Raw genomic sequence first — 24,866 nt, 5'->3', positions numbered from 1 at the left:
GCCGAGGGCCCGGCTCCCCGCGGGAGTCGGGCCCTCAGTGACGTACGGCCGAGGCCTAGTCGAGGTAGTCGCGCAGCACCTGGGAGCGCGACGGGTGACGCAGCTTCGACATCGTCTTGGACTCGATCTGGCGGATCCGCTCACGCGTCACGCCGTACACCTTGCCGATCTCGTCGAGGGTCTTCGGCTGACCGTCGGTGAGACCGAAGCGCATCGAGACGACACCCGCCTCGCGCTCGGAAAGGGTGTCGAGAACGGAGTGAAGCTGCTCCTGGAGGAGCGTGAAGCTGACCGCGTCGGCCGGAACGACGGCCTCGGAGTCCTCGATGAGGTCACCGAACTCGCTGTCACCGTCCTCACCCAACGGGGTGTGCAGCGAGATGGGCTCGCGACCGTATTTCTGGACCTCGATGACCTTCTCAGGGGTCATGTCGAGCTCCTTGGCCAGCTCCTCCGGGGTGGGCTCACGGCCCAGGTCCTGGAGCATCTGGCGCTGCACGCGCGCGAGCTTGTTGATGACCTCGACCATGTGCACCGGGATCCGGATGGTGCGTGCCTGGTCGGCCATGGCGCGGGTGATCGCCTGACGGATCCACCAGGTGGCGTACGTGGAGAACTTGTAGCCCTTGGTGTAGTCGAACTTCTCGACCGCGCGGATCAGACCGAGGTTGCCCTCCTGGATGAGGTCCAGGAAGAGCATGCCGCGGCCGGTGTAGCGCTTGGCCAGGGAGACCACCAGACGGAGGTTGGCCTCCAGGAGGTGGTTCTTGGCGCGGCGGCCGTCCTCGGCGATGATCTCCAGCTCACGCTTGAGCTTGGGGGCGAGCTTGTCGGCGTTGGCCAGCTTGTCCTCGGCGAACAGACCGGCCTCGATGCGCTTGGCGAGCTCCACCTCCTGCTCGGCGTTGAGCAGCGGGACCTTACCGATCTGCTTGAGGTAGTCCTTGACCGGGTCGGCGGTGGCGCCGGCGGCGGCGACCTGCTGCGCGGGCGCGTCGTCCTCGTCCTCGTCGGACAGCACGAAGCCCTGCGCGCCGTCCTCGGCGGGCTCTTCGGCGCCGGGCTTGCCCGGGGTCTCCTCGACTGCCTCGTCGTCGCCGAGCTCGGCGTCGTCCTTCTTGGCGGTCGTCTTCTTGGCCGCCGTCTTCTTGGCGACCGTCTTCTTCGCGACGGCCTTCTTGGCCGTCGTCTTCTTGGCGGGGGCCTGGTTGGCGGACGCGTCCTCAGCCGGGTCGTCGGCGGCGGGCACTGCCGAAGCGGCGGTGGCGGTGGCCTTCTTCGCGGTCACCGTCTTGGCCGCCACGGTCTTGGTGGCGGTGCGCTTGGCCGGACTCTTCGCTGCGACGCTCTTTCGGGTGCGCTTGGGCTCCGCGGCACTGACCATCAGCGTCACACCCTCTTCCTCGAGGATCTGGTTGAGGCTGCGCAGTACGTTCTTCCACTGAGTGGCCGGAATCTGGTCAGCTTCGAAGGCCCGACGCACGTCATCGCCGGCGATCTGCCCCTCAGCCTTTCCCCGCTCAATGAGCGCCATGACAGAGACGGACTCGGCGATCTCCGGCGGGAGCGTACGGGATGTGCTGGCCGACACGAACAACCTCTCGGAACGTTGGAAAACGGCTTCCGGCCCCATCCATTGTGGACGGGAGCCGACGACCGACGACTTGGGGATGGGTCGACGGCGCGGGCGTGGGCCGGGAAGATGGACAGCGCCGCAAACGGCGTCTGTATTCCCTCCTCGGCTGTCACCTCTTAGGTCATCGCGCTGCCCGGAAGAGCGTTACGCCCAATCTGCGTGGCCCGAGTCACACCCCGTAAGCGCTCAAAAGCGTCCAGATACGGTCAGAGGGGGTCAGCTCATGGCCATAACCCCCTCGCGCCGAACCCCGCCAGGTCCGAAAGGATCCGACGGGGTGCCGACACGAGATGGTTCGCCGGCCAAGCGATGCCATGAGAGGGCACACGCCCCCGACCACGCCGCCCTCGGTGCTCGATCAGTGCTCGCGCGGCGCGGGTACCACGCGCTCCACCTCGGGGTGGACGGTGAGAAGTTGACGCATGGCCGCCTCGGCCGCCGTACCGTCGGCCGCGGCGAGCGCGTCGACGATGCGCCCGTGGTGCGCCAGGGAGGCCTCATTGGGCCGGTCACAGCCGGTGACCGGGTTTCCGGAGACCTGGAGCGCGGCCGACACGATTCCGGAGAGATGCTCCAGCATCCGGTTGCCGGCGAGCTGGATGAGCAACGAGTGGAACTCGGCGTCGGCCCGCGAGAAGGTGAGCGAGTCACCCTGCGCCATGGCATGGCCCATGATCTCGACCATGTCGCCGAGCCGCTGCTGGACGTCCTCGCGCCCGTGGCCGGCGGCGAGACGCGCGGCGAGTGGCTCGATGGTCCAGCGCAGCTCACTCAGCTCGCGCCGCTGGTCGTCGCGCTGCGGTCCGAAGGCCCGCCATTCGATAATGTCCGGGTCGAGGAGGTTCCAGTCACTGACGGGCCGCACGCGCGTGCCGACGTTCGGACGGGCGCTGACCAGCCCCTTCGCCTCCAGGACGCGGAGGGATTCGCGGACGACGGTGCGGGAGACCTCGAACCGCTGGCCGATCTCCTCGGGAACGAGCGGGCGGTCCGCGCCCAGGTCGCCGGAGACGATCATCTGGCCCAGTTGCTGGACGAGTTGGCCGTGCAGGCCGCGTCCGCGGCTGCCCGCGGCCCGCCGGCCCACACGGCCCAGCTCGGTGTCCGCGCTCTCCCACGCGGGGGCTCCCATGCGGTCGGCACCAGGGGCCTCGGCATAGGGATAGCGGTCGAGGTCGCCCGGGCCGGTCAGGCCGGAGTCTGCGGAGCGGGCGGCGGTCATCATGGTCTGCGCAAGGGTACTCACGGATCCTTTGTCGGCGCTGGCTCCAACTCCCTTGAGGTCTTTGGTGAAAAGCACACGAAAGGGTGATCGCTCACCCCGTCGCAATTGACGCCTTATCGGAAAGAAATGGGCGCACTTCGGGGAGTTGTGCGCACACCGGGAGCGGAAGGGTGCGGACAGCCGTCATCGGACTCTGCTACGCAGGGTCGTGAGCAGATATGCGCAGAGCAGGGCGGTCAGCGACAACGTCAGCGCGCCGCCGACCGGTTGGGCGACCATGCGCGCCCCAGCAGCCAGATAGCGCTCGCCTCCGAACGGCCACTGCATCAGCACCACCTCCCTCAGTCGCACGGAAAATCCGGCCGCGGTCCGCACAGACGGCCCCTCCAAGGCCTTCTGTACGAGCGGTACGACGAGGATCGGCACGGCGAGCACCGCCGCGAGCCCCGCGCTCGTGGACCGGAAGATGCCCGCGGCCAGCACACCCGCCCAGGCGCAGCCCATCACGAGCCCGAGCCAACTCGTACTGAGCGACAACCAGTCCGCGGGAACTTCGGTGAGCTCCCGTCCGTAGACGACGTAAAGCACCTCGAGGTCGCATCCCACGGCGAGGAAGGCCAGCGTCAGCGCCGTGGCCGAGGCGACGAGGAGTTTGGCGGCGAGCAGTCCCAGGCGGCGGGGGACGGTGCCGCGATCCGCGGCCAGGGCGGGGTGGCGGAACTCATCACCGAAGGCGATGGCACCGAGCAGTCCGGCGCCGAGCGCTGTGGGCGGCAGGGGGAGTTCCCGCGGCCACGCGGCCAGGAGGCGGGGCTGGGGGGTATGACCGATTCGGGCCAGTAGAACGGACAGAAGGGCCGAGGTGACGAGAACGGCGGCCGTGGTGAGGTAGCCAGTGCCCACTCCGGTGGCGCGGCGCAGTTCGTAGCGCAGGGGACGCAGCGGGCTGGGGGCCTGGCGTACGGCGATGGGGGGCGGGAGGGGGGCCAGGTCATTCGCGGCCGGCGTCTCGGCCGCACGCGGCTCGTCGGCCTGCTGGGCGGCCCCTTCGGTGCACGGCGCGGGGACGGGACCCATGTCCCCGATCTCGTCGGCGAGTTGGTGTACGAGGATGCCGTGCCGGAAGGCGGTCTCGCCGACGTCGGCGCAGGTGCTGCCGTACACCGAGAGCCGGTTGCCGTCCTCACGTACGACCTCCAGGGAGCGCTGTGCGGTGCGGGCCTCCTTGGTCAGCAGGGCGCTGAGCCGGGCGGCGTGTGGGCTGCGCACGGCGACGCGCGGGCGGAGCCGGGTGCGGGCGAAGTCCGCGGCCTCCTGGTCGGCGACGAGTCGGCCCTCCTCCAGCGTGACGACCCGGTCGGCCGTTCGCGCGGCCTCCTTCGGGTCGTCCGTGGTGAACAGCACCGTGCCTCCCTGGACGGCGTGTGCGCGCAGAATGCCGTGCAGCCATCGGCCTTCACCGGCGGAGAGTCCGTCGGCCGGTTCGTCGAGGAGGAGGGTGTGCGGATCGGACAGGAGCGCGCACGCCAGGCCGAGGCGGCGGTCCATGCCGCGCGAGAGCGTGCCCAGGCGTTCGTCGCGCAGGCCGGCGAGCCCGACCACTTCGAGAACTTCGTCCGCGCGTCGCACGGGCACGCCGGCTGCGGCGCACAGCATGCGGAGTTGGCCGCGGACCGTGCGCGCCGGATGGCCGGGCACTTCCCCCAGGAGCACGCCGACTTCGCGCGACGGATGGGCGATCCGGTGGAGAGGGCGGCCTCTGAAGTAGGTGATACCGCGGCCCTGTTGGAGTTCGAGCATGAGCCTCAGCGCCGTCGTCTTGCCCGCGCCCGGCGCTCCGAGGACCGCCGTGACGCGGCCCGCGTGTGCCTCGAAGGACACGTCGTCGAGGGCGGGCGGAAGCTCCTTGTGGGGGTTGCTGGTCAGTCCGATGGCCTGGATCACTCGAAGCAAGATAGCGCGACATTTCCGGTTTTTCGGGCACCTCGAGGCTCGTCGCGGCAGGCTTCCCACTCACGCGATCGCAGCCGGGCACAGAACCCTGAACTGTTCCCTGCGCGCACCCCGAGCCCAGAAGCCGGACATTTCCCCCTGAGTGCCCTCCCCCCGGCCGGGAGTCCGGACCCGTTCTTCCGCGCCTCGTCAGACCTCGGGGCGCAGCATCGGAGGGTTGAGCAGTGTGGCGCCGCCGGCACGGAAGAGCTGGGCGGGCCGGCCGCCCTGGCGCGTGGTCGTCCCGCCCGTGGGCACCAGGAAGCCCGGCGTGCCGGTCACCTTGCGGTGGAAGTTGCGCGGGTCGAGCGCCACCCCCCACACGGCCTCGTACACGCGGCGCAGCTCGCCGACGGTGAACTCGGTCGGACAGAAGGCGGTCGCCAGCGACGAGTACTCGATCTTGGATCGGGCGCGCTCCACACCGTCCGAGAGGATCTGTGCGTGGTCGAAGGCGAGGGGCGCCGCCTGCTCTCCGTCGCGGCCGTAGCCGCCCTGCTGCAGGAGCTCCTCGACCGGTGCCCAGCGCGCGCTGTTGGCGTCGCCGCCGGCCCGGGGCGCGGGCAGATCGGGGGCCAGCGCTAGATGGGCCACGCTGACCACCCGCATGCGAGGGTCACGTTTGGGGTCTCCATATGTCGCGAGCTGCTCCAGGTGTGCGCCGTTGTCCTGCGCGGGCGTGAACGGGTCGTGGGCACACAGCCCGGTTTCCTCGACGAGTTCGCGCGCCGCGGCCTGGGCCAGATCCTCGTCGGGCCGTACGAAGCCGCCGGGGAGCGCCCACCGTCCCTGGAACGGCTGCTCGCCCCTCCGTACCGCCAAGGCGCACAGGGCATGGCGGCGCACTGTCAGCACGACCAGGTCCACGGTCACGGCGAAGGGCGGAAAGGCCGACGGGTCGTAGGGCATGCCGCGATCATAGTCGTCTGCCTGACGATAAACACCTCCTTCGTCAGCCGCGTCCGCGGTTGATCCACTTCCAACAGGTACGGCGGCCACGGGCGCCCTCGGTCTCCGTGAGCGGCTCTGTCCCGCGAGGTCACATCCCCAACTGCAGTCCGTCGGCCGCTTCCTCGACCATGGCGAGGCCGAGCCTGCTGACGCGTACGGAGAAGGGGGCACCCGAGATCCGCAGTCCCGTCAGCCCGATCTCCCCCAGCGGCGCGCCACGGAAGGGGCGCAGGGTCACCGTCCCGGCAGGTGCATCGGGGCGGATCCCGACCAGGCAGGCGAGCAGCAGCACCCCGGCGCCGGCGGCCGTGGCCGCCGGTCGGGAGGCCGCGGGATGTGGCAGCGGGGCGCGCCCCTCCGTGCGCTGCTCTCCCCCGTACATCTCGGGCAGCCGGTGGCCGAAGTGCTCTGCGGCCGCCAGCACGCCCCGCAGCAGCGAGCTCGCCTCCTTCTCGTAGCCGGCGGCGGCCAGTCCCGCAACGGCGACCGCCGTCTCCTGAACGCGCACCGCGCCCCCGCGATGGCCGAACGGGTTGTACGCCACCTCCTTCGCCCCCAGGCCGCGCAGGCCCCAGCCCGAGTCCATGGCCGGGCCGCCGAGCAGCCGAGCGAGTTGTTCGGTCTGCACCTTGTCGAGCAGACCGGGTGCCAGCTCTCCGCAGCCGAGCAGACCGGTGTCGAGGAGGTGGGCGGTGCTCGAACCGAGGTGTGGCACGAGGCGACCGTCCGGGGCGCGGGCCGCCGCCGGTCTGCCACCTCCTCGGTCCTCGACCCAGAATTCGTCGCGAAACGCCCGCCTCAGCTCTTGGGCCCACTCCCGCAGCGCGGGTCCACCTGACCGGCCGTATGCGTCGAGCAGGTCGGCGCCCAGCAGCGCCGCCCGATGGGCATGTGCCTGTGTCTCGCACCGGAGCGGTCCCCCGGGATGCGGATCGGGCAGGTAGATGCCGTCGCCGACGCTGGTCCGCAGCCATTCGAGGCATCGCTCGGCCGTGGGCAGCAGTTCCTCCACCTCCTGCTGCGCCAACCCCCAGCGCCGGGCCTCCGCAAGGAGCACGGGAAAGAGCAAGGTCGCCTCGGTCGCCGTGCAGCCCGGCGGCAGGTACGGCCCGCCGTCCCGGCGCGGTCCCGGAATCAGACCGGTCCGCGGCCCCGGGCCGGCGAGTTGAGTGCGGGCCAGAGTCCGCAGGGTGCCTGCGGCGAGGCGGGTGCCGAGTGGCAACGTCATCCGGGCCGCGACAAGCGCCTCGGCCGGTGCGAGGCCGCACCGCCAGGGCGCCCCCGCCGCGAGGTGTACGTCGGACGGATGCCCGGGGTCTCGCAGCAGCAGGGCCTGGAGATCCTCGACGCAGGTGCGCAGGAGTGCCCCGACTCTGGGGTCGTCGCCCGCCGCCCGGGCCGGGGCGAACGGGCTCGCCGCGCCATGTCCCACCGCCCTGATGGGCCCAACCCAGTCCGAGCGTACGCGCAGCTCCACGCTGCGGGTGCCGCCCGGCGGCAGTTCGAACTCCCAGCGCAGGAGTCCGGCTGAGGCCAGGGCGTCGGTGGGCGGCGGGTCGGCGGTGACGGCCGAGTGCCCCGTGGCGCAGGACCAGCGCAGGCCGGAGTCGTGGACGCTGGCGGGCAGTTCGGGGCCGGCTCGGCCCGAGGCCACCGAGCCCAGTTCCGCCAGATCCGTGCCGAGGGCGATCTCGACGGGCAGGCGCAGGGTACGAGGGGCCGCGCTCTGGAGGGTGATCCGCTCGGTGCCGTCCGCGTCCCGCGTCCGTTCGACGACCACGTCCGGATCCGGGCCGACGTCGGAGGATGCCCGGAGCGTCCCCACGAAGCGGGCTCGGTCGGCCGCGACCATCCGGGCCTGGACGGCGAGCGGCTCTCGGCCTGCGACCCGTACCTCACAGCGGGACAGCATGCGTCGTCCAGCTCGGTAGAACCCCTCCAGCCCCCGGCCGGTCAACTGCCCTTGCTCGGTGGAGATCACCAGTCCTGGCAGGGCGACACAGATCAGAGCGGTGTGGGCCGGGGGCAGGTCCGCGGTCCGGCGTGGGATGGACAACGACGTCTGGGCCGTCGTGGGACCGCCCGCAGCTCGGGAGGAGGGCAAGGTGCTGTCCGTTCCCGCGACCGGGGCCGACGGGCCGCCCCGACGCGTGACAGGATGCGCGGTCGTGCGCGTGGGCGGACGGCCGCCGTCGGGGGCCGAGGACGGGAGGGGCAAGGGCATGGCGCAGCTTCCTCCGCGCTCGGCGCGCCTTGAGCGCGCTCGGCGCCGGGTGGGGGGCTCCGTAGGATCGGGGCGTTGTGGCGGCGCGGTCCGGCCACGGGTTCCGCCACTCAGGTGAACGGAGCGGCCCTGCCTGGGGTCACGCCCTCGACCTGGGAAGCCGACCGAATGGCGGTGAGTCGGCGGGCAGGCCACGCTGTCGCCCGGCGGACGGGAGGCGCGCGCACGGGGGCTGACGGTGCGCGAAGGCACCGGCCCACCGTCGGCACCGGGGGTCGCGCTCAGCCTCAGCGAGGCCGGAGCAGGGTTCCACCCGGCGCCACGGGGGTGACACCGTGAAACGACGTTGTCCCTGGAGCGGCCCCTCATCCAGCGCGCCCGCCCACGCGCCCACGCGGCCACCAAGCCGCGTACCGGGTTGAGGCTCCCGTTCACCGAGCCCGATCCGTTCCGCCCCATGACGGTTCCGGTACTCATGTGTCCTCCCCCGCCGGATGCCGGCCGGCCTCGCGGTGCGCCCAGGGCCGACCACTCGCACCCTCGGTCGCGCGTCCCGGTCCGTCCCCGGCTGGCGAAGCGTCGTCGGCAGGGCGACGTCGGGAGGCGCGTGCGGTCCCAGGGGTGTGTCGGCTTGGACCAGCTCCTCCGTTCGCGGCCGGGCGTGTCCGGCGTCGACGCCGCGTGGTGGGCGCCGCCGGATGAGCCTCGGCGCCCGGCAGCCGGGGAGCCGTCGGTTGGGTTGATACCGGCGGCGCACCGAGATCGGTGGGTTGGTCTGCTTTCTCCGCGGCGCGGCCGGTGTGCTCCGCGCGCAGGCAGCGGCGGATCGACTCCGGGTCCAGGCCCTCGTTGCACGCCTGGTGCAGGAGGCGGGCGAAGAGGTAGTCGGGATCGGCGCCCAGCGCCATGGCGAAGGCCTCTCGGGCCTCCAGTTCGTCGCCGGTGGACCAGGCGACCCATCCGGCGAGCGTGAGGGGTGCCGCGGCGTGCTCGCGGTAGGGGCCGACGCAGCGGCGAGCCAGCGCGCGCCACAGGCGCAGGGCGGGGCGGGCCTCGGCGCCCTCCATCCACTCAGCGGCGCGGTCGCGGGTCCTGCGGTCCTGGATGCCGAGAATCACGGTGGCGGCCTCGTCGTGCCCCAGGAGTCCGTCGTCGCGCAGGTCAGCCGGACGAGTTCCGGGGACGGGCGGAGCGTCGGCGAGCCGGCTCATGATCCGCCGAGCCAGTTCGAGGGCTTCCTCGGCCACATCGGCGCGGCTCTCGCTGTCCAAAATCCTCGGAACGAGCGCCATGCTCGCCGTGTCGAGCGCAACCTCCTGTTCCAGCGCCGCCGTCGTCTCCCAGGGAAGGAGCCTCGCCGTGAGTTCCCTGAGCGATCCGCGGACTTGGAGGCCCGCATACGTCGCGGCAGCGGCGAGAACGGACGTCCCGGGCAGCCCCATCGACTGTCCCTCTGGCGGACAGCATCCCTGGCCCGGGCAGGTGTACGACCAGAAGCGGCCGTCGGAGATGCAGAGCGCCTCGACCACCGGGACGTCGAGGCGACCGCACGCCGTACGCAACAACTGCGCGAGCGGGCGCAGACGCTCCATGACCTGCCGTCCTGATTCGCCGCTCCCCGGTTCCTGGCAGAGGTAGGCGACCATGCTCTCGGGCCGCGCGCCTCTGCGCTCGCTTCCCTTCACCAGTCCCTGCGCCAGTTGCTCGGCCACGGACGGCCAGTCGTCCGCGTGGGCGGGGATGCCGAGACGGGCACGGCCGCCGAAACGGCCACGTCGCTCACGGTCGTGCAGAGCGACCAGCACGATGCTGTCCTCGGGGCGGTACCCGAGCAAGTAGGGCAGGGCGTCCGCCAGCTCCGCCGGGGTGCGCAAGGTCACCTGATGCTCGCTGCCGGGGACACCTGGGCCGCCGGGGAGATCGTGTTCCACGTGCTGCCCGGACCGGTCGTGGCCCGCGGGACCGCCGGAGCCGCTGATGTCCTCGGCGCCGGACCTGCCGGCCGCTTCGTCGTGATTCGTCATGCCGGGACCATCTCGCGGATCATGGGATTCCGCTTTGACCTGTGGATAACCATGGCCATGCCCACGACAGGAATTGTCCACAGCTCGACGGGCTCGTTCGCGCGATGTCCGACCCATCGGGTTGCATGGGGTCATGACCAACGAGGACCCGCGACCCACAGCCACCCATCACTCGCGACCGACAGCCACGCATGACTCGCGTGGCGCGGTCGGCCAAGACCTGCGCAGCGCGGCCGATGCGGTGCTGGCCCGCCTCGTCGGGGCCCAAGCGGGCGAGGCGCGGCTGCGCGAGGACCAGTGGCGCGCCATCGAAGCGCTGGTGGCCGACAAGCGCAGAGCCCTGGTCGTGCAACGCACCGGCTGGGGCAAGTCCGCGGTGTACTTCGTGGCGACCGCGCTGCTGCGCGAGCGGGGCGCCGGACCCACGGTCATCGTCTCGCCGCTCCTCGCGCTCATGCGCAACCAGGTGGAGGCGGCCGCCCGCGCCGGAATCCACGCGCGGACGATCAACTCCTCCAACACTGAGGAGTGGGAGACGATCCAGGCCGAGGTCGCGGCGAGCGAGGTCGACGTTCTCCTGGTCAGCCCGGAGCGACTCAACAATCCGGACTTCCGCGACCAGGTGCTGCCCAAGCTGGCCGCGGCCACCGGCCTCCTCGTGGTCGACGAGGCACACTGCATCTCCGACTGGGGCCACGACTTCCGGCCGGACTACCGCCGCCTGCGCACCATGCTCGCCGACCTTCCGCCCGGCGTCCCTGTCCTTGCCACCACCGCGACTGCCAACGCGCGCGTGACGGCCGACGTGGCCGAGCAACTGGGCACGGGAGCGAGCACCGACGCGCTCGTCCTGCGCGGGCCGCTGGACCGGGAGAGCCTGAGCCTCGGCGTGTTGCGGCTGCCCGACGCCGCCCACCGGATGGCATGGCTCGCCGAGCATCTGAACGACCTGCCGGGGTCGGGCATCATCTACACGCTCACGGTGGCCGCCGCCGAGGAGGTCACCGCCTTCCTGCGCCAGAGCGGGCACACGGTGGCGTCGTACACCGGCAAGACGGAGAACGCGGATCGCCAGCAGGCCGAGGAGGACCTGCTCGCCAACCGCGTCAAGGCCCTGGTCGCCACGTCCGCGCTGGGCATGGGCTTCGACAAGCCCGACCTGGGATTCGTCGTGCACCTGGGCTCGCCCTCCTCCCCCATCGCGTACTACCAGCAGGTGGGGCGCGCGGGCCGCGGGGTGAAGCACGCGGAGGTGCTGCTCCTGCCGGGCAAGGAGGACCAGGCGATCTGGGAGTACTTCGCGTCGATCGCCTTCCCACCGGAGGAGCAGGTGCGCCGCACGCTGGACGTCCTGGCGCGGGCCGAGCGGCCTCTCTCGCTGCCCGCCCTCGAGCCACTGGTGGAGCTGCGCAGGTCTCGTCTTGAGACCATGCTCAAGGTGCTCGACGTGGACGGGGCGGTCCGCCGGGTCCAGGGCGGCTGGATCTCCACGGGCACCCCGTGGACGTACGAGACCGAGCGCTACGCCTGGGTCGCCAAGCAGCGGGCGGCCGAGCAGCAGGCGATGCGCGACTACGTCACGACGACCGGCTGTCGGATGGAGTTCCTGCGTCGGCAGCTGGACGACGAGGGCGCGAAGCCGTGCGGGCGCTGCGACAACTGCGCCGGAGGCCGGTTCGAGGCCTCCGTGACCCCCTCGGCGCTGGACGCGGCCAATGGCGAGCTCGGCCGCGCGGGCGTCGAGGTCGAACCGCGGAAGATGTGGCCGACGGGTCTGCCCGCCGTCGGTGTCGAGCTGAAGGGACGTATCCCGGCCGGCGAACTGGCGGCCACGGGGCGCGCTCTGGGACGGCTCTCGGACATCGGCTGGGGCAACCGGCTGCGGCCGCTGCTCGCACCGCAGGCCCCCGACGGTCCCGTACCGGACGATGTCGCCAAGGCCGTGGTCGGCGTGCTGAGCGACTGGGCCAAGGGACCCGGCGGCTGGGCCTCGGGACAGCCCGATGCGCAGCCGCGCCCGGTCGGCGTGGTGACCGTGGCTTCGCGTAGCCGGCCGCGGTTGATCCAGTCCCTGGGCGCGCGGATCGCGGAGGTCGGCCGACTGCCGCTATTGGGATCAGTGGAAAACGTGGGTGAGGCGCCACGGATGTCCCGGAGCAACAGCGCCCAGCGACTCAAGGCGCTGAGCGGGGCACTGACCGTGCCGCCCGAGCTGGCCGCCGCCCTGAAGGAAGCGGGCGGTCCGGTCCTGCTCGTGGATGACGCCACGGAGACCGGCTGGACGCTCGCCGTGGCCGCACGCATGCTCCGCCGGGCCGGTGCCCACGGGGTGTTGCCGCTGGTCCTCGCCGTACAGGCGTGACCCACGCATCGCCAACCGGAACGGTGGGCAGGGATATAGGTGGCGCAACGCACGAAAACGGTCTGTGACCCCAATTGCTCGTTGCCGCAGCCCAGTTCGACAGGAAGAATTGAAGTCCGCTCCCCGCACGGCTCGCCCGTGGTCCGGTAGGGCTCTGCTGCGGCGTGCGCTCCCCCAAGTCCGACCCCGCCCGCAGTGTGGGCGCGTAGCCGAAGGGAGGACCGTGACCTTCGGATTCGCTCCGTCCTCGGCGGCATCCATGTCGAGTTCTGCCGACCCGTCCGCCGCTTCCGCCAACCCACTGGCCCGGATGCTCGAACCCGCCGAGTGGGCCTCCGCGGGGATTCCGCTGCTGCGCAATCCCCGGGAGGTCGTCAGCGGACTGCATGCCCGGCACCGACCCAGGCCCTCGACGGCGGTCGTGGCCGTCCTCGATCCGGACGAGCGGCTGAGAGCGAGCGCCTCGTTCATCCGGCGTCAGGCTCCGGCCGACGGCTGGATGCTCCGCAACGCGCTGCTCTCCCAGCTGCGCCGGGTCATCCCGCACGACCTGCGGCGCCGCACACCAGTGCGTACGGCGGTGCTGCTCTACTGCCGTGAGGGCGACGCGCGCTGGACGGAGGAGGACGGGGCGTGGATGTGGGGACTGCGGGACGCCTGCACGCTCCACGGGCTGCGCTGCGGGGCGTACATCACCTTGACGCGTGACGGCTGGCAGGTGCTCGGCGAGGGCCGCGGCGGTCGCCGCCCCCACGCGGACTCACCACCAGAGCCCTTCGCCACGACCGAGTCACTGCCGCCGCTTCCGCGCACCGGAGGCGTCGCGTCGGAGGTACTGCGCCGGGCGGCCGCTCGCTGAGACGCCGCCCCACCCCGGACGGGGTGCGGTCTGGCCGCCCCGCGCCGGGCAGCCGAGACGGACGAGCGTGAGACGACCGGAGGGTGCTCCGGCGACCGAACGCCGCTTCGCGACACCCGGCCGGGGCAGCACTCCGGAGCGGCCCGCTGCGGGGACGTACGGCAGACGTACGATCCAGAGGGGGCCGAACGGCACGACGGCAGGCGTACGGGCACAGCGTCAGGCATAGCGAAGGGCACCCCGACGCAAAGGCACCCCACACGGGCGCCCCGCACAAGGGACGCACCGTTGGCACAGGAACGCACGACGGGCACGCCGGAACGACCGCCGTACAGGTGCCGCCGAAGCGGCACCCTCAACGTCCCCCCGAACAAATCCCGGACGACGACGTCCGGAACTCGATCAGACGCCCGCGCCCAGCACCGAGTTGATCTGCTGCGGGTCACCGCAGACGATCAGCAGGGCGCCGGCCCGGCCGAGGGCCAACGGCAGGGCGGCGGCAGCGTCGGGGCCGCCGTTGACGGCGACCACGACCACGGGACGGGTCGCCGCCCGGCCCGCGCCGGAGGCATCGGTGTAGAAGACGTCGTCGCCCGCGTCGTGCTGTGCCCAGTACGCGGTCTCGCCGAAGGAGAGTTCGTGCGCGGCCCACGGGTGCGGTTCGCCGGTGGTGATCACCAGCACCTCACCAGGGGCGCGACCCGACTCCAGCAGCAGGTCGACGGCTTCCTCGGCGGCGTCCAGCGCACCCTCGGCCGAGGCCGGGATCAGCTGGATCTGCGGGGTCGCGGCAGCGGGTGCGGCCGCCTGGGCGGACGGCCCTGGGGTGACCGGGACCGGCTCGCGCGGGGTGCGTTGGGCCGGCATCGGCCGGACAGGACCCGGGCGGCCGGGACGCGGCGGAGCCACGGGACGGGGACCGGGTACGGGACGGGGGGTCGGCGCGGTACGGCCACTGGCCGGAGTGGCGCGGGGACCCTGGGCACTCTCGTGAATCTGAGGCTCCTCGGGAAGAGGCATGAGCTGATATTTATCAAACGCCGGTGCGACTCGCGTCGGCGGGTGGCACATGAGTGCGAGCGGAATTGTCAGAAATCGAAGCCGAGCTGACCCTCGATTTCCGGAACGTTTCCGTCCGCCCAACTGCGGACCTTCTTGAGATGCCGCCACTGCGGCAGCGCATCAAGATACGCCCACGTGAGCCGGTGGTACGGGGTGGGGCCCCGCTCCTCCAGCGCGGCCTTGTGGACCGGCGACGGGTACCCGGCGTTGGCCGCAAAACCGAAGTCTGCATGGTCGATGCCCAGTTCGGCCATCATTTTGTCGCGCTGAACCTTGGCGATCACCGAAGCCGCCGCGACGGCGACGCAGGACTGGTCGCCCTTGATCACCGTACGGACCAGCCAGGGAGCGCCGAGATAGTCGTGCTTCCCGTCGAGGATGATCGCGTCGGGGCGGACCGGGAGGGCCTCCAGGGCACGTACGGCCGCCAGACGCAGCGCGGCCGTCATCCCCAGGTCGTCGATCTCCTCCGGAGAGGCATGCCCCAGGGCATACGACGTCACCCATTTCTCCAACGCCACGGCGAGCACGGTGCGCCGCTTGACCGTCAGGAGTTTGGAGTCGGTGAGCCCCTCGGGCGGGCGGCGCAGTCCCGTGACGGCGGCGCAGACGGTGACAGGGCCTGCCCACGCACCACGCCCCACCTCGTCGACACCGGCAATGATCTTCGCTCCGGTCGTGGCGCGGAGGGAGCGCTCGACGGTGTGGGTGGGGGGTTCGTACGGCATGGCGCCCTTAGCCTACGCCGCCCGGAGCACCTCGCGACACCCAGGTTTCCCCGAGCAACCAGGGTGTCGCCGACGGAGTCGATCAGACGGCCCGCCGCCGCAGCAGCGGGACCATCAACTGGTCGATCATCTCCTCCAGGTCCCGCTCACTCCATTCGCTCGCGCACACCTTGGAGCGATACATCAGCATGGCCGGGATGGCATCGAAGACGTAAGAGTTGGCGGCGTCGGAACGCGCCTCTCCCCGCTCGATGCCGCGGTTGATGACCTCTCGCAGCAGGCGCATGGTCGGCTCGATGACCCCACCCAGGATGACGCGTTGAAAGCGTTCGGCCTGGGCTGCGTCGCATTCGTAAAGCACTGAGCGCAGTGCGAATCCCGGCTGCGAGAACATCGCCTCACGCACTCGCCGGCACAGCTCCAGCAGGTCCTCCCGGACGCTTCCCAGGTCGGGCGCCTCCGCCAGGCTGGGCAGTCCGGACTGCAGCGCGTCCGCGACGAGGTCTTCCTTGGACGGCCAGCGGCGATAGACCGCTGCCTTGCCGGTCTGGGCGCGCGCCGCGACGCCCTCCATCGTGAGGCCGTTCCAGCCGACCGTGCCGAGTTGTTCCAGCGCGGCTTCCAGGATCGCGCGTTCGAGTACGGCACCGCGTCGGCGCGAGGAGGCCGTCTGAGCGGGGGCGGCCGTCCAACGCGAAGTAACCATCTGAGTGTCTCCGTTGTGCGGGGGGAGCGGGTTTTCCGGGGAGGGTCGAGCGAACGAGTTGACGCCATGCGGCAGCGACTTCAGTGAACGCTTGCGTTCACTGTCGGGGACTCACTACCGTTGACGCGACAGTGAACGCGAGCGTTCACTAACGCACTTGTGGGGGACCCATAGTGACAACCTCTCAGTTGATTCAGGACACCAAGCCAGGAGCGGCCCGCCGGGAGGGGCACCCCGGCATCGCGCTCACCGTCATCGCGGCCTGCCAACTCATGGTCGTACTCGACGCGACGATTGTGAACATCGCGCTCCCGCACATTCAAGACGCGCTCAAGTTCAGTACGACCGACCTGACATGGGTGGTCAGCGCGTACACCCTCACCTTCGGCGGCCTGCTGCTTCTCGGCGCGCGGGCCGGTGACATCCTCGGCCGGCGCCGGGTCTTCATGACCGGCATCCTGCTGTTCACCTTCGCCTCGCTGCTCGGCGGACTCGCCCAGGAACCGTGGCAGTTGCTGGCCGCGCGTGCCCTGCAGGGCGTCGGTGGCGCGATCGCGTCGCCCACCTCGCTGGCGCTCATCACCACGACGTTCCCCGAAGGTCCGGAGCGGAACCGGGCGTTCGCCGTGTTCGCCACGGTATCGGCCGGCGGTGGCGCCATCGGCCTGCTCGCGGGCGGCATGCTCACCGAGTGGCTCGACTGGCGGTGGGTCCTCTTCGTCAACGTACCCATCGGTGTCCTGATCGCCGTGCTGACGCCGATGTACATCAACGAGTCCGAACGCCATCCCGGGCGCTTCGACATCGCGGGTGCGCTCACCTCGACGGCCGGTATGGCGTCCCTGGTGTACGGATTCATCCGCGCCGCGGAGGAGGGCTGGCGGGACAGCCTCACGATCGGGTCGTTCGGCGCGGCCGTGGTGCTGCTGCTTGCCTTCGCGGTCATCGAGACGCGGGCCAAGGAGCCCATTACTCCGCTGAGGATGTTCACCGACCGCAACCGCTCGGGCACGTACGTGATCATGCTGAGCCTGGCCGCGGCGATGTTCGGCATGTTCTTCTACATCGTGCTCTTCGTGCAGAACGTGCTGGGGTACAGCCCGATCTCGGCCGGTGTGGCCTTCCTCCCGGTGACGGTCGCGATCGCGGTCGGCGCGGGTCTGTCGCAACGGTTCCTGCCGGTCCTCGGCCCCAAGCCGTTCATGCTGGTCGGCTCGACGCTCGTCACGCTCGGGCTCGCCTGGCAGACGTTCATCAGCCCCGACAGCTCGTACGTCGGCGGAGTGCTCGGCCCGATGCTGCTGTTCGGCTTCGGCATGGGCCTGAACTTCGTGACGCTGACGGTCACGTCGGTCGCGGGTGTCGCTCCGCACGAGGCGGGCGCGGCTTCGGGTCTGCTCAATGTCACGCAGCAGGTGGGCGGTTCGCTGGGCCTTTCCATCCTCACCACGGTCTTCGGCTCGGCCAGCCGTGACGAGGCGGAGAAGCAGCTGCCAAAGTTCCTGACGGACGGCTCGGCGCAGCAGAAGGCCGAGTTCGCCAAGAGCCACCAGCTGCCCGCGCCCTGGGGTCACGAGGTGCTCGCCCATGGCATTTCGACCGCCTTCATACCGGCGGCCGCGATGGCCCTGCTGGCTCTGATCACGGCCGCGCTGGTGATCCGGGTTCGCAAGAGCGACCTGGACGCCCTCGCCGGCACGGCAGGACCCGCCGCGGGCTGACGAGGGAGCTGTGGAGGCCGGGCCGACTGTCCGGGGGATCGACGGCGAGGACGCCGGTCCGGCCATCCGCAGGACGACGGGAGAGCGACAGACCTCCTCGCTCCCGGCCGCACCGCAATCGGCCTCAGCGGTACACCGGCTCCTCGGCCGCGTCATTCCATAAGCCTCCACGTGCATGCCCCATACGTCGCACCGCCCATGCCACGACAACGAGCGCCAGTCCGCGAAGAGTTCCCAGCGCACAGCGCACCACGGTCCGATCGCGCGCGTCGTCGCGAGGTGCCCAGCGCAGCGCTCCGGTTCCACTGGACAGGCGCGGACGTGTGGCCCGCCGCCAGCGCTCCGAGCAGGCCGGGCGCCAGAAGCGCGAGGCGCCACGGGCGACCGGAGAGGGTGGCATCAGGCACGAGGTCCCCGAGCAGCTTCGCGAAGGCGGAGTCGGCCCCCACGAGCCGCGCCCCGAAGCCGTACAGCAGGACCGCGATCACGGCGAGCGCGCGCACACTCCGCGGCGAGCGCCGCCGCCTCTACGCGCCGCTCGCCGTGCGTCCGTACGCAGGGCCCGCTACCCAGTCCGGCAGCCCCTCCGTACGCTCCGTCCAGGCGCCCGGGGGTGCTCCCGCCTTCCCGGAGGCGACCACGCCGCCCACGATGGCGCAGGTCGTGTCCACGTCGCCGCCGGCCTGGGCGGTGACCCAGAAGGCCTCTTCGTAGTCGCCGAGGGCGCGGGCCGCCGACCAGAGCGCGAAGGGCACGGTGTCGTGCGCCGACGTACGCCGTCCGCAGCCGAGGACCGCGGCGACGGTCGCGGGGTCCCCGTAGTCGAGCATGTCCCGGGCGCGTCGCAGCCCGGCGCCGACGGCGCTGCGCGGGACGAGTGCGACGACGCCGTCGAGCAGCGCCTCTGCGCTCGGCGGACCCGCCGGGTCGGCCGCCAGCGCGGCGGCGGCGGCGACGGCCATGGCGCCGACCACGGCCTCGCGGTGCTGGTGCGTGGGGTACGCCGAGATCTCCGCCTGGTGCGTCGCCTGCTCCGGATCGTCCGCGTACCAGGCCCCCAGGGGGGCGATCCGCATCGCCGCCCCGTTGCCCCACGAGCCCTGCCCCTTGAAGAGGGCGGACGCCAGCTCGCGCCAGTCGCCGCCTTCCCGGATCTGCCGCAGCAGCCGGTTGACCGCGGGCCCGTAGCCCCGGTCGAAGTCGTGGTGCTCGGCGAAGGAGCGGGCCAGTTCGTCCTGGTCGATGCGGTGGTGTTCGGCCAAAACGGCCACTACGGAGCAGGCCATTTCGGTGTCGTCGGTCCACTGCCAGGGGCGGGGCGGCAGCTCGCGTCGCTTGAGTAGCGGGTAGTTCGCGGGCACGAAGAACTGCGAGCCCAGCGCGTCCCCCACCGCGAGTCCGCGCAGGCTGGCCACGGCGCGGTCCAGGCGCCTGGCGGGAGAGGAGTCAGCGGTCATCGCTCTGCCACTCTATCCGGTGACTCCGTACGGCTCGGGGATCACGCCATCGTTCGAAGGGCCGGTCAAGTGTGTACTTGCCGTCCTCCCCCAGAACGAGCATCCGTGTCTCCCCGTTCCCCGGATTCGACAGCGATTCGAAGTCCGCGACCGTCCAGTGGAACCAGCGCATGCAGAACAGCCGCATGGCCAGGCCATGGGTCACCAGGAGCACGTTCGGCGGGTGGTCGGGGGCCTCGAAGCTCCGGTACAGGCTCTCCAGGAAGCCGCCGACCCGGTCGTACACGTCGGCACCGGACTCGCCCTGCGCGAAGCGGTAGAAGAAGTGCCCGTACGCGTCCCGATAGGCCTTCTGGAGGCGTACGTCGTCGCGGTCCTGCCAGTTGCCCCAGTCCTGCTCGCGCAGCCGGGGCTCCTCGCGCACCCGTACGAGCTCGGGGTCGAGATGGAAGGCACGGAACGTCTCGTGCGTACGCCGGTATGGCGACACGTAAACGCTTACGCGCTCCTGCCCGAAAAGATCCCTCAAGTGTTTGCCCGTCTCCTCCGCCTGCTGCCACCCCTTCTCGGTGAGCGCCAGAGCGTGGTCGGGCTCGCGTTCGTACACGGAGTCATCGGCATTGCCCACCGACTCTCCGTGCCGGACAAGGACGATGCGCCGTGGTCGTGCCATGCCAAGACCCTAGATCGTGTCACGGTCGATCGAGCACTCGTACGGTCTCCATACAGCGTAGGTCACACAGTTCCCGCACGCGGGAACCGCGACGCAAGGCGCCGTCAGACCGTCCAGCCGGGCTCCAGTTGCACGATGTCGCCCGCGAGGGCCGCGACATCGGCCTCGATCTGGGCACGCAGCGCCAGCCTCTCCACCCGCTCGGCGCGATACTTTCCGTGCTCGGCGGCGGACTGCCACATGGACAGGACCAGGAACTCATTGCCGGACGCCTCGCCGAACAGGCCCCGCACCATGCCGGGCGAGCCCGCCATCGCGGGATTCCAGACCTTCTCCTGCATCAGCGCGAAGTGCTCGGCCCGCTCCTCGTGGACACGGCAGTGCGCCACCCGCACCAGGTCGGCGTCCGTGAAGCGCGGCTCGAAGCCGGTCTTCACGTCGAAACGGTGATCGAACAGCTTGACCTGGGAGTCTTTGAAGGTGCCCGACTGCGCCGCGGCGAGCCGGTCATGGGAACGGGCCATGAAGGAGTCGTAGAACGCCCGGCTCTCCCAGAAGGCGAAGATGTGTGCGACGCCGGACCGCCCCACGCTCCATCCCCCGCCCTGTCCCCGGAAACCCGGCTCCCCCAGAAGCCCCGCCCACTTTCGCTGCCCGCGCTCGAAACCGCGGCGGTCCACCACGGTGCAGCGAATCCACTTGACCAGCACCGCGCCATCGTAAGGCCACGGAGCGTGGCGCCGGTCACGCTCCGGCGGAGTACATCCGCGCGAGCGCCCCGGCGCGCGTGGCACGATGGACAACCGGCCCTGTCTGCAGAGCAGTTGGGCCAGGAAGCAGACAGGGAACGGGGAGGGGAGATCTGTGCACGGTCTCAACAAGGGCATCCGCAAGGTCGAGCTGGCGGTGAAGTGGGATCCGAGTCCAGTCGGTGAACCCGCGACCGACCTCGACATCATCGCGGCGACCTATCTGGCGACCGCACCGTACGACGAACCGTCCTACGTAGTGCACTTCGACAGCCGCTCGCCGGACGGCACCATTTATCTGAACCGGGACAGCAAGGACGGCAAGGGCTTCGGCTGGGACGAGGTCATGACCCTGGAGCTCGACCGCCTGGACGCCCGCTACGCGCGCGTGGTGGTCGGCGTCCTCATCCAACAGCGGGCCGCGCACAGGACCTTCGTCGGTGTGCTCAATCCCGCCTTCCGCCTGCGTGAGGGCTACACCGTCCTGGCCCAGGACGACTTCGGCGCCGTCCTGGGCTCGACGGCCGCGACGGTCGGGGAGTTCGTACGCGACGACTCCGGGGAGTGGACCTTCCACCCGGGCATCCACGGCTACGCCACGGACCCGGCGACCTTCGCCAGAGTCATGGGAAGCCCACAGGACTCCTGAAACTGCCTCCCCGGGGCCGCGATCGAGAAATCCGGCCTCTCCGTGGGACACGAAAAACGCCGAAGGGCGGCACGGCCGATGGCCGTGCCGCCCTTCAGGGCTTCGGATCAGCTGCAGCCGCTGGTCGAGCCGCAGCCCTCGCAGATGTAGCAGGAACCGGCCCGCTGCATCTTCGTGCCGCAGGAGAAGCACAGGGGGGCGTCCGCCTGGATGCCCAGCTGCATCTCCACCAGTTCGGCACTGGTGTGCGCCTGCTGCGGAACGGGCTTGGCCGCCTCGACCTCGGCCTTCGGGGTGACGACGGCCTTCAGCTCCTGCGCACGGGGGGCGGACTGGGCCAGCCCCTCGACGTCGACCTCGTCGTAGGCGGGCTCGTACGAGCCCGTCTCCAGGTGACGCTGACGCTCCTCGGCGGAGTGGATGCCGAGCGCGGAGCGGGTCTCGAAGGGCAGGAAGTCCAGCGCCAGGCGGCGGAAGATGTAGTCGACGATCGACTGCGCCATCCGCACGTCCGGGTCGTCCGTCATACCGGCCGGCTCGAAGCGCATGTTCGTGAACTTCGAGACGTACGTCTCCAGGGGGACGCCGTACTGCAGACCGACCGAGACGGCGATCGAGAAGGCGTCCATCATGCCCGCGAGCGTGGAGCCCTGCTTCGACATCTTCAGGAAGACCTCGCCGAGACCGTCGTCCGGGTAGGAGTTGGCGGTCATGTAGCCCTCGGCGCCGCCCACCGTGAAGGAGGTGGTGATGCCGGGACGGCCCTTGGGGAGGCGCTTGCGGACCGGGCGGTACTCGACGACCTTCTCGACCGCGGCACGAATGGTCTCCTCGGCCTTGGCCGTGACTGCGGCCTTTTCGGACGTCCCCTTCCCCTTGGTCTTCGCGGAGAGGGGCTGGCCGACCTTGCAGTTGTCGCGGTAGATCGCGAGCGCCTTGACGCCCATCTTCCACGCCTCGAAGTAGACCTCTTCGACGTCCTCGACGGTCGCCGTCTCCGGCAGGTTGACCGTCTTGGAGAGCGCGCCGGAGATCCAGGGCTGGATCGCGGCCATCATGCGGACGTGGCCCATTGCGGAGATGGAGCGCTCGCCCATGGCGCAGTCGAAGACCTCGTAGTGCTCGTGCTTGAGGCCCGGAGCGTCGATCACATTGCCGTTCTCGGCGATGTGGGCGACGATCGCCTCGATCTGCTCCTCCTGGTAGCCCAGGCGGCGCAGGGCCTGCGGAACGGTGCCGTTGACGATCTGCATCGACCCGCCACCGACCAGCTTCTTGAACTTGACCAGCGCGAGGTCGGGCTCAAGACCGGTGGTGTCGCAGGACATCGCGAGACCGATGGTGCCGGTCGGGGCGATGACCGAGGCCTGCGCGTTGCGGAAGCCGTTCTTCTCGCCGAGGCGGATCACGTCCTGCCAGGCCTCCGTGGCGGCGGCCCAGATCGGCGTGTCCAGGTCGTCCATGCGGATGGCCGTGCCGTTGGCGTCGGCGTGCTGCTTCATGACGCGCTGGTGCGGCTGCGCGTTGCGGGCGTAACCGTCGTACGGACCGACGACCGCGGCGAGCTCGGCGGACCGCTTGTACGACGTGCCGGTCATCAGGGAGGTGATGGCCCCGGCGAGGGCGCGACCGCCGTCGGAGTCGTACGCGTGGCCGGTCGCCATCAGCAGGGCGCCGAGGTTGGCGTAGCCGATGCCGAGCTGGCGGAACGCGCGCGTGTTCTCGCCGATCTTCTGGGTCGGGAAGTCCGCGAAGCAGATGGAGATGTCCATCGCGGTGATGACCAGCTCGACGACCTTCGCGAAGCGCTCGACGTCGAAGGACTGGCGGCCCTTGTTGTCGTCCTTCAGGAACTTCATCAGGTTCAGCGAGGCGAGGTTGCAGGACGTGTTGTCCAGGTGCATGTACTCGCTGCACGGGTTCGAGCCGTTGATACGGCCGGACTCCGGGCACGTGTGCCAGCGGTTGATCGTGTCGTCGTACTGGATGCCCGGGTCGGCGCAGGCCCAGGCTGCCTCGGCCATCTTGCGGAAGAGCTGCTTGGCGTCGACCTCCTCGATGACCTCGCCGGTCATGCGGGACGTCAGGCCGAACTTGCCGTCCGACTCGACGGCCTTCATGAACGTGTCGTTCACGCGGACCGAGTTGTTGGCGTTCTGGTACTGGACGGACGTGATGTCGTCGCCGCCCAGATCCATGTCGAAGCCCGCGTCACGCAGGGCGCGGATCTTCTCCTCCTCCTTGACCTTGGTCTCGATGAAGTCCTCGATGTCGGGGTGGTCGACGTCGAGGATGACCATCTTGGCCGCGCGGCGCGTGGCGCCACCCGACTTGATCGTTCCTGCGGAGGCGTCGGCACCGCGCATGAAGGAGACGGGACCCGAGGCGTTGCCGCCAGAGGAGAGGAGCTCCTTGGAGGAGCGGATACGAGAGAGGTTCAGGCCGGCGCCGGAACCGCCCTTGAAGATCATGCCCTCTTCCTTGTACCAGTCGAGGATCGACTCCATGGAGTCGTCGACGGACAGGATGAAGCAGGCGGAGACCTGCTGGGGCTGCGGCGTTCCGACGTTGAACCAGACCGGGCTGTTGAAGCTGAAGATCTGGTGCAGGAGGGCGTACGCCAGCTCGTGCTCGAAGATCTCGGCGTCGGCGGGCGAGGCGAAGTACTTGTAGTCCTCGCCGGCCTTCCGGTACGTCTTCACGATGCGGTCGATGAGCTGCCTGAGGCTCACCTCGCGCTGCGGGGTGCCGACAGCACCGCGGAAGTACTTGCTGGTGACGATGTTGACCGCGTTCACCGACCAGAAGCCGGGGAACTCGACGCCACGCTGCTCGAAATTGACCGAGCCGTCGCGCCAGTTGGTCATGACGACGTCACGGCGCTCCCACTCCACCTCGTCGTACGGGTGCACGCCGGGGGTGGTGTGGATGCGCTCGATGCGCAGTCCCTTGCTGGCCTTGGCTCCGCCCTTGGCGCGGGAACCTCGTGCCGGACCGCTCGCCGTCTCTGTCATGCCGCCTCCCTGTATCGGGCTAAAACGCCCTGAAGTGCCTCGTTCTTCCCGTGGCACGGTGTGTGTCTGGTGCTGCGCGCGCCGCATACACGGCCGCACGCAACAGGTCTGTGGTCGCCGCCGATGAGCCGACCCGGGGTCGGCCCCTGCGTCAGTCGGCGGCGCTGGCGGGCACGGGGACCTGGACAGTCCCTCCGGACCCGCGGTCGCTTTCCGGGCGCTCCTCGTCCGCGACTTCGTCGTCCGCGGCGGGGCGCTGCCTCGTCTCTTCCCTGAGTTCCGCGATGGCGGCCTCGAAGTCCTCGAGCGAGTCGAACGCCCGGTACACGGACGCGAACCGCAGATAGGCGACGAGGTCGAGTTCCTGCAACGGGCCGAGTATGGCCAGCCCCACGTCATGGGTGGTCAGTTCGGCGCTTCCGGTGGCCCGCACCGCCTCCTCGACCCGCTGACCGAGCTGGGCGAGTGCGTCCTCGGTGACAGGCCGCCCCTGGCAGGCCTTGCGCACGCCGTTGATGACCTTGGTACGACTGAAGGGCTCGGTCACGCCGGAGCGCTTGACCACCATCAGCGAGCACGTCTCCACGGTCGTGAATCGACGGGAGCAGTCGGGGCACTGGCGGCGCCTGCGGATCGACGTGCCGTCATCGGTCGTACGACTGTCGACGACGCGGCTGTCAGGGTGCCTGCAGAAGGGGCAGTGCATGGCTCCAACCCTCCTTCGCAGCACGACTCATAGACCTCGCGAGACCTCTTGAGCCCCTCGAAGCAGCCCCAAGCATAGGCGATGCCCGAGGGCCGGGAGACCCGGGGGACCACAACTTCTGGGCCGCC

General features: G+C 70.4%; 17 protein-coding genes and 1 pseudogene. 4 read left to right on the top strand and 14 right to left on the bottom strand.

Annotated elements, in window-relative coordinates; genetic code table 11:
- Window positions 1-55: 55 nt before the first annotated feature.
- The 6 genes from AB0D27_RS09645 to AB0D27_RS09620 all read right to left on the bottom strand — a co-directional run bounded on the left by AB0D27_RS09645 (window position 56) and on the right by AB0D27_RS09620 (window position 10,052).
- Entirely contained in the window at window positions 56-1,591 is a 1,536-nt protein-coding gene (locus AB0D27_RS09645) for an RNA polymerase sigma factor (protein ID WP_362504554.1), read from the bottom strand.
- A 403-nt stretch (window positions 1,592-1,994) separates the two neighbouring features.
- Window positions 1,995-2,882, bottom strand: a complete 888-nt coding sequence (locus AB0D27_RS09640) for an FCD domain-containing protein (protein ID WP_362504551.1) — start codon at window positions 2,880-2,882, stop codon at window positions 1,995-1,997.
- A 162-nt stretch (window positions 2,883-3,044) separates the two neighbouring features.
- A complete protein-coding gene (locus tag AB0D27_RS09635) occupies window positions 3,045-4,805 on the bottom strand; it encodes an ABC transporter ATP-binding protein (protein WP_362504548.1) in 1,761 nt (586 codons plus the stop codon).
- A gap of 198 nt (window positions 4,806-5,003) precedes the next feature.
- Window positions 5,004-5,762: an NUDIX hydrolase gene (locus tag AB0D27_RS09630; protein ID WP_362504545.1), complete on the bottom strand. Its 759-nt coding sequence runs from the start codon at window positions 5,760-5,762 to the stop codon at window positions 5,004-5,006.
- A gap of 130 nt (window positions 5,763-5,892) precedes the next feature.
- On the bottom strand, window positions 5,893-7,833 hold the full coding sequence (locus AB0D27_RS09625; protein WP_362504699.1) for a glycogen debranching N-terminal domain-containing protein: 1,941 nt from the start codon (window positions 7,831-7,833) through the stop codon (window positions 5,893-5,895).
- 668 nt (window positions 7,834-8,501) lie between these two features.
- Window positions 8,502-10,052: a DUF4192 domain-containing protein gene (locus AB0D27_RS09620; RefSeq protein WP_362504542.1), complete on the bottom strand. Its 1,551-nt coding sequence runs from the start codon at window positions 10,050-10,052 to the stop codon at window positions 8,502-8,504.
- A gap of 133 nt (window positions 10,053-10,185) precedes the next feature.
- Here AB0D27_RS09620 and AB0D27_RS09615 point away from each other — a divergent pair, with 133 nt between their 5' ends.
- Window positions 10,186-12,414 (top strand): RecQ family ATP-dependent DNA helicase, encoded by a 2,229-nt coding sequence (locus tag AB0D27_RS09615; RefSeq protein ID WP_362504539.1) that lies wholly within the window; start codon window positions 10,186-10,188, stop codon window positions 12,412-12,414.
- Window positions 12,415-12,637: 223 nt separating this feature from the next.
- Window positions 12,638-13,273, top strand: coding sequence for a hypothetical protein (locus tag AB0D27_RS09610; RefSeq protein ID WP_362504536.1), 636 nt, complete (start codon window positions 12,638-12,640; stop codon window positions 13,271-13,273).
- Window positions 13,274-13,675: 402 nt separating this feature from the next.
- On the opposite strand, the gene AB0D27_RS09605 is transcribed toward AB0D27_RS09610, so the two are convergent.
- The 3 genes from AB0D27_RS09605 to AB0D27_RS09595 all read right to left on the bottom strand — a co-directional run bounded on the left by AB0D27_RS09605 (window position 13,676) and on the right by AB0D27_RS09595 (window position 15,769).
- Window positions 13,676-14,293 carry a hypothetical protein gene (locus tag AB0D27_RS09605; RefSeq protein ID WP_362504533.1) on the bottom strand — a complete coding sequence of 206 codons (618 nt, stop codon included), beginning with the start codon at window positions 14,291-14,293 and terminating at the stop codon, window positions 13,676-13,678.
- A gap of 68 nt (window positions 14,294-14,361) precedes the next feature.
- Window positions 14,362-15,063: a ribonuclease HII gene (locus AB0D27_RS09600; RefSeq protein WP_362504530.1), complete on the bottom strand. Its 702-nt coding sequence runs from the start codon at window positions 15,061-15,063 to the stop codon at window positions 14,362-14,364.
- 82 nt (window positions 15,064-15,145) lie between these two features.
- Window positions 15,146-15,769 carry a TetR/AcrR family transcriptional regulator gene (locus tag AB0D27_RS09595; protein ID WP_362504527.1) on the bottom strand — a complete coding sequence of 208 codons (624 nt, stop codon included), beginning with the start codon at window positions 15,767-15,769 and terminating at the stop codon, window positions 15,146-15,148.
- A gap of 173 nt (window positions 15,770-15,942) precedes the next feature.
- On the opposite strand from AB0D27_RS09595, the gene AB0D27_RS09590 reads away from it, so the two are divergent.
- Entirely contained in the window at window positions 15,943-17,490 is a 1,548-nt protein-coding gene (locus AB0D27_RS09590; RefSeq protein ID WP_362504523.1) for an MFS transporter, read from the top strand.
- Window positions 17,491-18,017: 527 nt separating this feature from the next.
- Here the strand turns inward: AB0D27_RS09590 and AB0D27_RS09585 are convergent.
- The 3 genes and pseudogenes from AB0D27_RS09585 to AB0D27_RS09575 all read right to left on the bottom strand — a co-directional run bounded on the left by AB0D27_RS09585 (window position 18,018) and on the right by AB0D27_RS09575 (window position 20,330).
- Window positions 18,018-18,947 carry an ADP-ribosylglycohydrolase family protein gene (locus AB0D27_RS09585; RefSeq protein WP_362504520.1) on the bottom strand — a complete coding sequence of 310 codons (930 nt, stop codon included), beginning with the start codon at window positions 18,945-18,947 and terminating at the stop codon, window positions 18,018-18,020.
- A 12-nt stretch (window positions 18,948-18,959) separates the two neighbouring features.
- Window positions 18,960-19,620: pseudogene (locus tag AB0D27_RS09580) on the bottom strand (histidine phosphatase family protein).
- Window positions 19,621-19,724: 104 nt separating this feature from the next.
- A complete protein-coding gene (locus tag AB0D27_RS09575; RefSeq protein ID WP_362504518.1) occupies window positions 19,725-20,330 on the bottom strand; it encodes a YdbC family protein in 606 nt (201 codons plus the stop codon).
- A gap of 154 nt (window positions 20,331-20,484) precedes the next feature.
- On the opposite strand from AB0D27_RS09575, the gene AB0D27_RS09570 reads away from it, so the two are divergent.
- The gene (locus tag AB0D27_RS09570) at window positions 20,485-21,018 is read left to right on the top strand and encodes a TerD family protein (protein ID WP_362504515.1); all 534 of its coding nucleotides are present in this window, start codon (window positions 20,485-20,487) and stop codon (window positions 21,016-21,018) included.
- A gap of 107 nt (window positions 21,019-21,125) precedes the next feature.
- On the opposite strand, the gene AB0D27_RS09565 is transcribed toward AB0D27_RS09570, so the two are convergent.
- Entirely contained in the window at window positions 21,126-24,032 is a 2,907-nt protein-coding gene (locus AB0D27_RS09565; RefSeq protein ID WP_362504512.1) for a vitamin B12-dependent ribonucleotide reductase, read from the bottom strand.
- 151 nt (window positions 24,033-24,183) lie between these two features.
- Window positions 24,184-24,738, bottom strand: a complete 555-nt coding sequence (nrdR, locus tag AB0D27_RS09560; RefSeq protein WP_362504509.1) for a transcriptional regulator NrdR — start codon at window positions 24,736-24,738, stop codon at window positions 24,184-24,186.
- Window positions 24,739-24,866: the final 128 nt, after the last annotated feature.

This window comes from Streptomyces sp. NPDC048415, assembly GCF_040651675.1.
Taxonomy (GTDB): Bacteria; Actinomycetota; Actinomycetes; order Streptomycetales; family Streptomycetaceae; genus Streptomyces.
This window is presented reverse-complemented; position numbering and strand designations above follow the sequence as displayed.

Coding starts and splice junctions, on each gene's coding strand:
- AB0D27_RS09565 (WP_362504512.1), bottom strand. CDS start 24,032: ATGACAGAGACGGCGAGCGGTCCGGCACGAGGTTCCCGCGCCAAGGGC.
- AB0D27_RS09620 (WP_362504542.1), bottom strand. CDS start 10,052: ATGACGAATCACGACGAAGCGGCCGGCAGGTCCGGCGCCGAGGACATC.
- AB0D27_RS09595 (WP_362504527.1), bottom strand. CDS start 15,769: ATGGTTACTTCGCGTTGGACGGCCGCCCCCGCTCAGACGGCCTCCTCG.
- AB0D27_RS09630 (WP_362504545.1), bottom strand. CDS start 5,762: ATGCCCTACGACCCGTCGGCCTTTCCGCCCTTCGCCGTGACCGTGGAC.
- AB0D27_RS09585 (WP_362504520.1), bottom strand. CDS start 18,947: ATGACCGCTGACTCCTCTCCCGCCAGGCGCCTGGACCGCGCCGTGGCC.
- AB0D27_RS09600 (WP_362504530.1), bottom strand. CDS start 15,063: ATGCCGTACGAACCCCCCACCCACACCGTCGAGCGCTCCCTCCGCGCC.
- AB0D27_RS09615 (WP_362504539.1), top strand. CDS start 10,186: ATGACCAACGAGGACCCGCGACCCACAGCCACCCATCACTCGCGACCG.
- nrdR (WP_362504509.1), bottom strand. CDS start 24,738: ATGCACTGCCCCTTCTGCAGGCACCCTGACAGCCGCGTCGTCGACAGT.
- AB0D27_RS09605 (WP_362504533.1), bottom strand. CDS start 14,293: ATGCCTCTTCCCGAGGAGCCTCAGATTCACGAGAGTGCCCAGGGTCCC.